At 57.2% G+C, this 11,817-nt stretch carries 7 protein-coding genes; 5 read left to right on the plus strand and 2 right to left on the minus strand.

All coding sequences use genetic code 11. The features are described from left to right. Nucleotides 1-74: 74 nt before the first annotated feature. Both AC0V6O_RS12995 and AC0V6O_RS13000 read right to left on the minus strand, forming a co-directional pair. Nucleotides 75-2,747, minus strand: a complete 2,673-nt coding sequence (locus AC0V6O_RS12995) for a TonB-dependent receptor (RefSeq protein WP_486144613.1) — start codon at nucleotides 2,745-2,747, stop codon at nucleotides 75-77. A 227-nt stretch (nucleotides 2,748-2,974) separates the two neighbouring features. Further along, nucleotides 2,975-5,002: a TonB-dependent receptor plug domain-containing protein gene (locus AC0V6O_RS13000; RefSeq protein ID WP_486144615.1), complete on the minus strand. Its 2,028-nt coding sequence runs from the start codon at nucleotides 5,000-5,002 to the stop codon at nucleotides 2,975-2,977. Nucleotides 5,003-5,112: 110 nt separating this feature from the next. Here AC0V6O_RS13000 and AC0V6O_RS13005 point away from each other — a divergent pair, with 110 nt between their 5' ends. From AC0V6O_RS13005 to AC0V6O_RS13025, 5 genes are all read left to right on the plus strand, one after another. After that, nucleotides 5,113-6,621 (plus strand): flavin-containing monooxygenase, encoded by a 1,509-nt coding sequence (locus AC0V6O_RS13005; RefSeq protein WP_486144617.1) that lies wholly within the window; start codon nucleotides 5,113-5,115, stop codon nucleotides 6,619-6,621. Between the two features lie 61 nt (nucleotides 6,622-6,682). Then, nucleotides 6,683-7,444, plus strand: coding sequence for a competence/damage-inducible protein A (locus AC0V6O_RS13010; RefSeq protein ID WP_486144619.1), 762 nt, complete (start codon nucleotides 6,683-6,685; stop codon nucleotides 7,442-7,444). 170 nt (nucleotides 7,445-7,614) lie between these two features. Continuing rightward, entirely contained in the window at nucleotides 7,615-9,675 is a 2,061-nt protein-coding gene (locus tag AC0V6O_RS13015) for a GMC family oxidoreductase (protein ID WP_486144621.1), read from the plus strand. A gap of 30 nt (nucleotides 9,676-9,705) precedes the next feature. Next, on the plus strand, nucleotides 9,706-10,740 hold the full coding sequence (locus AC0V6O_RS13020) for a polysaccharide deacetylase family protein (RefSeq protein WP_486144623.1): 1,035 nt from the start codon (nucleotides 9,706-9,708) through the stop codon (nucleotides 10,738-10,740). Continuing rightward, nucleotides 10,740-11,678 (plus strand): GNAT family N-acetyltransferase, encoded by a 939-nt coding sequence (locus AC0V6O_RS13025; RefSeq protein WP_486144625.1) that lies wholly within the window; start codon nucleotides 10,740-10,742, stop codon nucleotides 11,676-11,678. The genes AC0V6O_RS13020 and AC0V6O_RS13025 overlap by 1 nt, the downstream gene beginning before the upstream one ends. Nucleotides 11,679-11,817: the final 139 nt, after the last annotated feature.

The raw sequence follows: 11,817 nt of genomic DNA on the forward strand, positions 1-11,817 counted from the left end.
GGGCGGCTCGCTTATGCGGACCGCCCCTTCTCTTTGCCCTCTCCCAAAGGCAAATTAGCTGATCGACAAAGTGGTCAGAACTTTGCTCGCACAGTCACGCCATAGGTGCGCGGCTCTTCGAGGAACGCACTGCGACCCTCAGTGCCCGCAGCGACTGAGCCAACCAATGGAGTGTTGAACGTGATCGCACGCGTCACCTCATTGGTGACATTACGACCCCAAAGCTCGATTGTGTATGTGTCACTCGGATCAGTGAAACCAAGTCGCAAGTTCAGCTTAGCGTTGGCGTCCTGAACATCGAACGGAATAAGACCAAGACCGTCTTGCGGATTGGTGCTCGTCCGACGGTCCGATTCATAGCGCAGGTTTGCATTGGCCAGCATGTTCCAGCCACCCCCGCTAATCGGACCATCATAGGTCATTCCGAAGATTCCCACGATTTCAGGTGCGTTGGTTAGCGAGGAACCGCACAACCCAGCAGCCGGATTGGCTCCACCTGCGGCAATCAGGCTTGCGTCGCAGTTGGCGCCATATTGCGCGTCCGTATATGTGACGGCAACTGTGTTGCTGATGTAATCGGTCCATTGCGCAAACAGCTCAAGCTCAATGCCTTTCGAAGAAACATCATCGACGTTGAACGTCTGGAACTGTGTGCCAGTGAATTCAAGCACCTGAAAATCGGCCAGGTCGGAGTAAAACAACGCGATATTAGCGCGTGCCCGTCCATCCAATAACGTGGATTTCAGACCGATTTCATAAGCATCAATCTCTTCCGAACGGAATCTGGGATCAGCTCCGCCGATCGCAGCCGACGCATCGAGATTGAAACCGCCCGCTTTGTAGCCGTGCGTAAAACCAGCATAGAGAAGCAGATCTGCATTCGGTTCGTAGCCAACCTGCGCGGTGTAGATAAATTCATCGTCAGTGAACGTATCGTCAAATTCGACAGGCAGGCCTGCCGTCGCAGGGTTGGTTCCACCAAAGGGATCGGCTGGCGCTGCGAAAACAAAGCAGTTGAGTGCTGCCCCTGCGCCCGCAATCGCCGGAATTTGCAAAGCGCCTGCACCAGCTGGGCCAAAGATGGGTGCCAGCGCACCGTTAATCGCGTCCAGCCCCGTAGTATCTCCGCCAGCCGCGGCACCAAGTGCCTGTTGAAGCCCGCCAAAGAACGCACGGCTCGCGGCGCACGCATTGCCGGTTGAACTCAGCTGATCGTAGCGAGCATCCTTCTGGTCATCGACATAACGCGCACCCAGAGTGATACTCAATTCATCCGTCACATTGAAAATGTTGTGAGTGAAGACAGAGAAAGAAGTGCCTTCCTGTTCAAACCGGTTGAGACTTGACTGCGCTGCAATCGGGCTTTGCGCAAAGGCTCCCTGCGCAAAAGCCGCGTCGGTCGGATCAAGCACACCGTTAGAGAAGATTGAACCGGCATCGGCGACACCCTGGAGTGCAAAACCAGGCAGACCGAAGGACTGGCCGATCAGATCGCCAAACTCTGGTCCCAGACCGAGAGCGAACTCTTCGACAATCTGCTCGTCAGAGTAGAACACTCCGACCAGCCAATCGACTACGCCATCAAAGGCATCGCCTTGCAAACGTCCTTCGACTGTCCAGGTTTTGATGTCGTCAAAAGTGGGCGGTGTTCCGGCTGGGAATGTCGATCCTGACACGGAATAGACGAGCCCCCCGTTAAAATCGTCCTGCCGGCTTTCACCAAGGAAGTCGCGATAGGAGCCGATGATGGTCAAATCAGCACCACCCAAATCCCAGTTCAACTCGGCAGAGACACCCCATTGCTCGATATCGTTCTCGAAGCCCTGTGAGTTCGAAATCCGATCGAGCGGAAATGGGAACTCGTTAGTCGTTAAAGTCCCAGGCGCCTGTGTGCCATTAGGGAAAAGCGCATCTGAAACCGCCTGAGGCGCGCCTGTTGCCGGGCGCAGGGTAACCGAATCACAGCAATTCTCATCAGTTTGCTGATAGTCGGCGATCAATCGCAAGCTTAAATCCGCGCTCGGTTCCCACAAAAGTTGGCCACGCAATAGAAAGCGATCTCGGTCGTTCGATTCTGTCCCATTGAACGGATTGGTCACGAAACCATCACGCTGACGATAGGAGCCGCTAAAGCGAACACCCAGCGAGTCCTCTACCAGAGGCGCATTTAATGCGCCTTGGACGTTGATCAGATCGAAATTTCCGTATGTCGCCGTCACTTCGCCGCCAAACTCGTCCAGTTCAGGCAGCTTATGGCGAACGACCAGCGCACCGGCTGTTGTATTGCGTCCAAACAGTGTGCCTTGGGGACCGCGCAGAACCTCGAGCTGAGCCACATCCACCAGCTCGCCAAGAGCGATCCCGGGACGTGACTGATAGACACCATCGATGAACACACCAACGGCGCTTTCAAGGCCAATGTTGTTGCCGGTCGTACCTACCCCGCGCAAGCGGATCGAGGTGCCCTGCGATTCCGTTTGAGAGGATTGAATATTAAAACTTGCAGAAACAGCGCCCAGCGTTTGGATATTTGCGATCCCTTGCTGTTCGAGCTGCTGCGGCGTGACCGCCGTCACGGCGATTGGAATATCCTGAACGTCCGATGCGCGCCGCGTCGCGGTAACGATAATTACGTTATCCGGAGCCTCAGGTTGGGCCGACGCTTCTGCGTCTTGCGCGAATGCCGGTGCTGTGAATGAACTGCAGGCCATTAGGCCAGCCGCGTATACTGCGAACTTTTTCGTCATAGGTTTCCTCTCCAACAAACCGATGTCTTATTTTTTATGGACCGCAGACTAGTCACGCGTGAATTCAATTCGCAAGGGCGCGGCGCTAGTTCTCAATGATTGATGCAAAAATGCAACATATCGTGCTGCAGCGCAGCAAAAATGCAATTTCTGCTGTGCCTGCGAAATATCCTTGCGGGTTAGTCGGAATTAGCCCGCATAGCGGCTAGGTCAGTTTTGCCGCTGAATTAAAGACCGTAACGCAGGCCAAACCACACAGTGCGCGGCACTCCGAGATCAATCGCACCGTTCGAATTGCGGGTGACGATTTCTTCATCCAGCAAGTTCTCACCGCGCAGCACAGCTGAGAATTGCCCGGCAATTGGCACTTGGAAAAACGCATCAAGAGTGGTTGCCGCAGGCAAGGACGTGGTTTCTTGATCGTCCTCGAACTGAGCGCCAGTGTGGCGCAGCGTGCCTGCGAGCCGCCAACCTTCGGCTGGTTGCCACGCAAGCGTCGCGGAGAAAGCAAGCTTTGGCGTTTGCGGAGGGCGATTGCCGTCGAGCGCGATCGATGCACCGGATCCAGCGATCTCAGCATCCGTGTAGGCAAGCGAACCGTTGAAGGTCACCTGACCCAATTCGAGCCCAAGCGCGGCCTCAACCCCTTGCGCTTCAATGGCTGGCAGGTTTTGCCGCTGCCGCAAGGTCGGCGTGAGCGTCACGTTTGCAATGGCGTTCTCAACCTGATTGTCAAACGCAGTCAAAGCCAGACTGACATTCTCATTGGGCCGCCAATCCAAACCAATTTCAAACCCTTCGAGCCGCTCATTTTCGAGCGCCGCATTGGCCTGTGTCACAACAGGAAACACCACAAAGGGACGGTACAGCTCGTTCAAGGTTGGCAGTCGCAAGCCGGTATAGGCCGCCGCGCGCAGGGCCAGACCGCCGCCAACATCATAGGATGCGCCGGCACGCCAAGAAAGCGTCCAGTCGCTGCGACCAGGAGCGATCGTTTCGCTGACCAACGCCCCGCCTGCATCGACAGCCCGGAAGAAGCCATCGGAGATTACTGTGCGGTCGGCCCGCAAACCACCCGTCAGCAGCAGCGCACCAATCTGCCAATCGTCCTCGACGAACAGGCCGAGATCGCTGTTGGTGCCGCCCGCGCGGCGGCGTTCGCGCAAATTGCCAGTGAAGGCACTGAATGCCTCCTCCTGAAGCTCACCATCAGAGCGGCGATAGTCCACGCCCAGCCGGACATTGTGACCGCCGCCAACCGGCGGGCGCACTTCGATTTTGCCGCCAAGCCCGGTTGAGGGCGTGTTGCGCTGATCAAGCACGCGCACAAAGCGGGTGGAGCTGATCACGATATTGGAGAAATTACGCGCCTGAACATAGGCCAACGCATCAAACTGCCAATCGCCTCGGCCCACGAATCTGATACTGGCGTCTTGGCCTTCGCTGGTCGAATCAGCACCGTCAAAGCGCAGCGTGCGCGCATCATCAAAGACCTGCACCCGCGCTTGCAATTCAACGTCATTGGTCAACGGCGCTGCGGCGCGCACTCCGACACTCCAGCTATCAAAAGCAGCCCGCGCTGTTGCGGGTACGCGTTGGTCCTGAGGCGTAGTGAAGAACCCCTGCCCGCGGTCCCACCGGCCGCTCACAACCGCAAAACCGGAGCCTAGATTGGCACCAAGACTGGCGCTCGCTTCGGTTTCCTCACGGTCGTTCACCAGCAGGCTAGCGTTCACCGGACCAAGCGTATCGAGGCCCGCGCTTTCAAGCTCAATCGTGCCTGCCAGCGCGCCCGCGCCAAACGGGCCAGAGCCGCCACCACGCGTAACGCGCACCCGGCCCAATTGCTCCGGTGCGATCGAACTGAGCGGGACGAAACCAAAGAACGGGTCGGTGATCGGCACACCATCAAGCACCACCAATGCGCGGCTTGTCGCATTGCCGCCTAGCGCCCTCAGGGTAACGCCCTGTGCGCTGGGGTTGGAAGAGCGGCTGTCGGAGCGGCGGAACTGCTGGAAACCGGCGACATTGCGCAACGCATCCTCGATCCGGCCAGAGCCGGTAGCGATTATCGCATCGCGGTCAATTTCGCTCGACGCATAGACACCGGTGGATGCTGCCTGTTCCAGCCCTTCACCGGTGACGACAATCACATTGTCATCGACATCGGAATCGGAACCTTGATCTTGAGCATAAAGCGGGGCGGATAGAACGAGGGGGAGAGCGGCCGAGAGCGACCATCGTATTTTCAACATGAGCAGGCGCTTAGCGCAGCCGCACACGCAAGTCAGTTGCAAAATGCAATCGTGACTCGCTTTTACAGCCATCGTGTGCTTACCTCCACACCAATAGGAGAGAGAAGACGATGCTGGCCACTGCACCAGAGGTTGATGTTCTAATTGTTGGAGCCGGAATTTCCGGCATCGGCATGGCTGCGCACATGGAAATGAAATCGCCGCATCATTCCTATGCGATCGTCGAACAGCGCGACAATTTGGGCGGGACTTGGGATCTGTTCCGCTATCCCGGCATCCGGTCTGACAGCGATATGCACACGCTGGGTTTTGATTTTGAGCCTTGGCGTCACGAGAAAAGCATCGCTGATGCACCATCCATCCTCGAATACCTCAACAAAATCGCCGATGAGCACGGCATTCGCCAGCATATCCGCTTTGGTCACAAAGTGATCTCAGCCGATTTCCGCGATGACGAGGCCCGCTGGCATGTCGAGATGGAGTTGGGTGATGGCACCCGCACTCGCATCACCGCAAACTTCCTTTACCTCGGCTCTGGCTATTACGACTATGATGAGCCGTTCGACCCCGGGTTCGATCTGGGCGAATTTGAGGGCACGGTGCTGCACCCGCAATTCTGGCCAGAGGATTTGGACTACAACGGTAAGCGCGTGGTCGTAATCGGCTCCGGCGCGACAGCGGTTACGATCGTGCCTTCGATGGCAGACAAAGCCGCCAAGGTTACGATGCTCCAAAGAACACCCACCTGGATGTTCTCGCATCCTGCGAAAGATAGATTCGCCAATTTCCTACGCAAGGTGCTGCCAGAAAAGCTCGCCTATAAGATCACCCGGTTCAAAAATATCTGGATGCAGGACTACGCGTTCAAAACAGCGCGTGACAAACCGCAGAAGGTCAAGGACAACCTCTACAAACGGATCGAGAAGGCGCTCGGCAAGCACTACGACAAGGCCGCCTTCACCCCGCCCTACAACCCCTGGGAACAGCGCCTGTGCCTGGTGCCCGATGCCGATCTGTTCGAGGCTATGAAGGCTGGTAAAGCTGAGATTGTCACTGGGCATATTGCAAAATTTGAGAAAGGCGGCGTGCGGCTGAAATCCAGGGAGCTGATTGAGGCCGACATTGTCGTAACGGCAACCGGATTGAAGCTCGCTGTCGCAGGCAAGATCGCGCTTAGCCAAAACGGCACCCCAACGGATCTCAGCCAGCGCTTTTATTACAAAGGCTGCATGTTCTCTAATCTGCCCAACCTTGCTGTGGTTTTCGGTTATCTAAACGCCAGCTGGACCCTGAGGGCGGATATCAATTCAGATTACATCTGCAGGCTGCTCAATCACATGCGCGAGACCGGCACAACCATTGCCACCCCCACCCTCACCCAAGAGGCGGAAGCGGGCTTGGAAGAGGATGATATTTTCGATTTCTCCAGCGGCTATATTCAGCGCGGCAAGCACATCATGCCAAAGAACGCGGTTGATTACCCGTGGCGGCTCAATCAGGAATATGTGCTCGACCGGAAACGGATGGCGAGCGACCCTCTGGACGATGGTTGGCTGAATTTCAGCAACACCAGAGAAGAAACAGGTGCATCAGGCGGTGAACTTCAAGCGGCGGATTAGGCACACACGCAAGAGCGCAAACGCTTGAGGTCAAAGCAAGACTCACCTAGGCCGTTCGCCCATGACCACATCGGATAAAATCTGGACTGCGGGCCTCGTCATTATCGGTGATGAGATCCTTTCCGGCCGCACCCAAGACAAGAACATTGCACAGGTCGCATCCTGGCTGCAGGTGCAAGGCATCCGTCTGGCAGAGGTGCGGGTGGTGCCCGATGTCGAGGACAAGATTGTCGAGGCGGTCAACGCTCTGCGCGCTGACAATGACTATCTGTTCACCACCGGCGGGATAGGTCCAACGCATGACGACATCACAGTCGATGCCGTTTCCAAGGCGCTCGGCGTGCCCGTCGTCATCAATGAAGAAGCGCGGGCATTGTTGACCCGCTATTATGAAGACAAAGGCGGGATCAACGAAGGCCGTCTGCGCATGGCCCGCGTGCCTGACGGCGCTGAGCTGATCCCCAATCGCATGTCCGGCGCACCCGGTATCCGGCGCGGCAATGTGATCTTGATGGCCGGTGTCCCGCATATCGCCGCAGGCATGCTGGATGCACTCACTGGCAAGTTGGAAGGCGGCGCGCCGCTGATCACAGAGACCGTCGGCTGCTGGATCGCGGAAAGCGAAGTCGCGAAACTGCTGGCCGAAATCGAACAGGCCCATGAAGGATGCCAGATTGGCTCCTACCCGTTCTTTCGTGAAGGCAAAGTGGGCGCCAATTTTGTGCTGCGCTCAACCGACTCAGAAACGCTGAAATCATGCGTCGATGCGCTGTGCGATGGGCTAGCAACAAGCGGTTATGATTTCACTCCAGGCGGTATTTAACCAGAAATCGGCAAAGATTGGCGCGTCCTTACAAGGAATCGCCGTTATTTCTATTTCGGACAAAAGCAAATTGCGTCATCTTCTCTTTGTCTAATCAAAGGGGAGATTGTGAGATGCCCAACCCATCACCTTCCGTCATTACCGCACTTGCTCCCAGTAATGTGCGGCCCTTGGGAAAGACTGCTGAAGGCCATCCGGTTGTTCGCGTCGAAGCGGGGCCAGATGGCGAACGCGCAGACTACATCATTGCAGACGCCGGCGCGGTTGCGCTCGAAGGCGAAGCGATCAACCGGGCTGAGGCCAATTCCATCCAGGTGGATGACAATCTGATCGAAGTCGTGGCACAGCGCCGCGCAAGCTTTGAACATGCCTATGTTGAGGCCTTGTTTGGCGGCCCACCGCCCAGCGGCACTATTGAGGACATCGTCAACAATGCGATGCGCTGGATCGCGATCCTGCCTGACAGCACGCGAGTGGACGTGAAGCGCGGCCTGTTCCTGTTGGAACTGTGGCTGCGGCGCAGCTTCACCGAACTCTCAATCGCGGAACGCCAACAGCGACTGACGGACAAGATTGCCGAGGCTGATTTTGGAATCATCCGCTCGCTTGGGCGGCTAAGGACGGTGTTCTACTCCGCCTATTATCAGCAGCCCGGCAGCTGGAACGGCATCGGTTTCGTCCCCCCGCAATCGCGCGCCAATGCAAAGCCATTTGCAGACACCGATGATCTCACCTGCAGCGATCTGGCCGATACCGAAAACTGCGATTGGCTGGTGATTGGCTCTGGCGCGGGAGGAGCCGCTGCTGCCGCCGCGCTTGCGGCCAAAGGCGACAGTGTTTTGATCATTGAAAAGGGCGATTATTGGTCGACGGCGGAGATCCGTCATAGAGACGCAGAGCAATATGCTGGCATGTATATTGGCGGCGGCTTGATGACCTCCAGCAATCGCGAGATTGCGATCCTTCAGGCCGAGTGCATTGGCGGATCATCTCTGGTCAATAACGGGATTTGTTTCCGCCCCGACCAGGCCAATCCGCACCCACGCACGCAGGATGTGATCCAGCATTGGAAAGACGAATATGGGGTCGATGTGAACGCTGGCGGCAAGCTGACCGCAGCGTTTGACCATTTGTGGACTCGGCTCGGCATTGCGGAAATCCCCGAGGAAATATCAGGACCAAACGGCGCGCATCTACGCACTGCTTGGAATGCATTTAAAGCTCAGGGTCACGGCCGCGCGGACGATGCCAATGTCGAGGCCACTCGGTTTGAGAAGAACTATGGCCATGGTTCGCGCAAATGCTGGGGCTGCGGCTATTGCAATTCCGGCTGCGCCTATGATCGCAAGAGTTCGGTTGTCCAAACCCTGCTGAAAGACGCCCTAGCAAACGGTGCGCGGATTGCGGAAAACACCGCCGCCTTTCGCATCAATATTGGCTGGAACCTGCACAACAAGCCGGTGAAATCGGTTGAGGCGCGCCAAAACGGCCGTCATGTGCGCATTCGCCCGGCCAAGGGTGCAATTATAGCGGCGGGCACTGGCGCGTCCTCGGCCCTGATGGAACGGTTCAATTTTGCCGATATTGGCGAGCAGATTGCCTGCAATCTGGCCTGCCCGGTGATCGCAAAAATGCCTCATCCGGTGAACAGTTGGGACGGCGTGCAGATGGGCACTTATGTCGACCGCGGCGATCACCTGATCGAAAGCTGGTTCCACCCGCCCGCCACTTTCTCTGCCTCAATGGGCGGATGGTTCGGTGAATACGTCCGCCGGATGGAATCCTATTCGAACCTCGTTTGTCTCGGCATCCTCATGCCTGTCAGCGATATGGGCGAGGTAAAAGGCGGACAGTTCAGGGTCAAATTGAAACGCAAGCACCGCGAGCAATTGCGCGGATTTGTGATCGATACTGTAAAGATGCACTTCGCCGGCGGAGCAGAGGAGGTTTACCTACCCACCTCCAGCAATGTCACCGTTCGGCCAGGCGACGATATTGAGGCTCTGGTGGAGCAACACCTCAAAGACGGGCACGACTTCATTGTCAGCACGTCCCACCCGCAAGGGGGCAATGTGATGGGTTCAAACCCCAACCGATCTGTGGTGGGCGCAGACTTGAAGGTGCATGGCACCGGCAACCTCTATGTCGCTGATGCGAGCGTGTTCCCATCCTCAATTCGGATCAACGCGCAAATGTTCACCATGGCGATGGCGCATTCTGTCTTTGCGTGACGGGCCACCTTTGCATGACGGGATTGCGGCATGGGTCGCTCAAACGACCCTTTAACCCTTTTTCGTTATTCCGCAGGCGCGATGACGCAGGCCTTTATCACAATTGATACCGAATATTCCGCCGGGCTGTTCACCGGCGTGAGTAAGGCGGAGCGGGAAAGCAATTTCGCGCGCTCCATCGCCTGCATTACGCCCGACGGTCCGGCCGGGATCACGCACAAGCTTGCCAAGTTTGCCGAACACAATTTGAAGGCTGTGTTTTTCGTCGATCCTATGCCTGCCATGATCTGGGGTATTGCCGCGATCGAAGATGTGGTCGGACCAATCATCGAAGCCGGTCAGGATGTTCAACTGCATTGCCATACCGAATGGCTGGAATTGGCCGGTTCTGCAGCCGTCCTGAAAGACCGCATGGGCGGCAATATCAAAGACTTCACATTCGAAGAACAATGCCAGCTGCTCGAATATGCACGCGATGTGCTAATCGCGGCAGGGGCACCCAAACCGGTCGCCTTTAGAGCCGGCAATTATGGCGCGAACAATGACACATTGCGAGCGTTGGCCGCCATCGGAGTGCGCTATGACAGCAGCCATTGCCCCGCTCTGGTGGAAGGCGGCGCATGCGAGATTGCGTTGACCGAACGCGACCGCTCGCCAATGCTGTATGAAGGGATCATCGAGGTACCAGTGGGCGCGATTGCGACCATCACCGGCGGTCTGCGCCACGCTCAGATAACCGCGCTTTCGCTCGGCGAAATGACTGCGGCATTACGATATGCGCGCAGCACCGATCAACCCAGTTTTACGCTGGTGACGCACAGTTTTGAGCTGGTTAATCGCACCAAGATGACGCTGAACCGGGTTGTGAACACGCGGTTTGAAGGCCTGTGTGAGGCGCTCGCGGAAATGGAGGGCGTCACTACCAGCAATTACCGGGACACCCCGCCGCTTCATGGCTCCGCCGCAAACCCGCTGCCGTCCAACCCGCTGCCCGCAAACCCGCTGCGCACTGGTTGGCGCATTGCAGAGCAGTTCGCATCAAATACGTTCTACGGCGCGCTTTGATGATAGGCGCAAGCACCTCTATTGACTTCACAGTCGGTTCGCGGCGCTTGCTGTCCGTCGGCCGGGCGCTGTCGACCTGGGCCTTCACCTTGCAAGACGTGCTGGCAGCAGACGATGCGCCTTTAAGTGCAGCGAAGTCGGGGCCGGACGGACTGCGCATCCTATCCGCACCGCAATCCGCTGTGGCCGCGATTCAGGCGCAATTCCCGCAGTACCTGATCGGCGGACGGCAGGATTATCAGCGCCACTATATCGATATGCGACCGGCGGTTTGTCCGAGTTATGAAGATTATCTCGCCCGCTTTTCCGGCAAGACTCGCTCCACCCTGCGGCGTAAACAGCGCAAGCTGGCGAGTGAGGCAGGCGAGGGCTTTGCCATTACAGAGCACCGGACGCCAGACGAAGTCGCCGCGTTTTTCGATGCGGCGCTGCCATTGTCGGCCAAGACCTATCAGGCGCGCCTGCTTGACGCTGGCCTGCCGGAAACGCCGGAGGCAAGGACCAAGCTGCTCACCAAGGCAGAAGCAGGCGAAATGCGCTGTTATCTGCTGCATGCTGGCCCCAAAGGTGCCAGTAAGCCGATCGCCTATCTGTCTCTGCCGGTAATCGGCGACACGCTTGTCTATGCACATCTAGGCTATGACCCGGAATGGTCGCGGTTCTCGCCAGGCACAGTGTTGCAGATGGAAGCGCTAGAACGCCTGTTTGCGGAAGCGCGCTTTGCCTATTTCGATTTCACGGAAGGCGACGGCGCGCATAAAGCCATGTTTGGTAGCGATAGCATAGACTGCGCTAGCTTCGTGATGCTGAAACCAAGCGTTGCCAATCGCACATTGCTCAGCGCTCGCGCCGGATTTGATGGTTTGGTTGCAGGGACCAAAAGCGTCGCAGGACGCTCAGGGGCATTGGGCAAATTTCGCGGCTTGCTAAGGGCCTAGATACAAAAAGGGCCGGAAGCTTCTGCTCCCAGCCCCTTCTATCAGTATGAACCAATTGGTTCCGGAGGAACCGCAAGGCCGACTGGCCGCCCGCAGCGATGCGACCGCAAGGTCGCATGAGCGAGGAAGCGAGAGCGCG

It is taken from the genome of Erythrobacter sp. JB2-19, from assembly GCF_057365005.1.

Coding starts and splice junctions, on each gene's coding strand:
- AC0V6O_RS13010 (WP_486144619.1), top strand. CDS start 6,683: ATGACCACATCGGATAAAATCTGGACTGCGGGCCTCGTCATTATCGGT.
- AC0V6O_RS12995 (WP_486144613.1), bottom strand. CDS start 2,747: ATGACGAAAAAGTTCGCAGTATACGCGGCTGGCCTAATGGCCTGCAGT.
- AC0V6O_RS13000 (WP_486144615.1), bottom strand. CDS start 5,002: ATGTTGAAAATACGATGGTCGCTCTCGGCCGCTCTCCCCCTCGTTCTA.
- AC0V6O_RS13025 (WP_486144625.1), top strand. CDS start 10,740: ATGATAGGCGCAAGCACCTCTATTGACTTCACAGTCGGTTCGCGGCGC.
- AC0V6O_RS13005 (WP_486144617.1), top strand. CDS start 5,113: ATGCTGGCCACTGCACCAGAGGTTGATGTTCTAATTGTTGGAGCCGGA.
- AC0V6O_RS13020 (WP_486144623.1), top strand. CDS start 9,706: ATGGGTCGCTCAAACGACCCTTTAACCCTTTTTCGTTATTCCGCAGGC.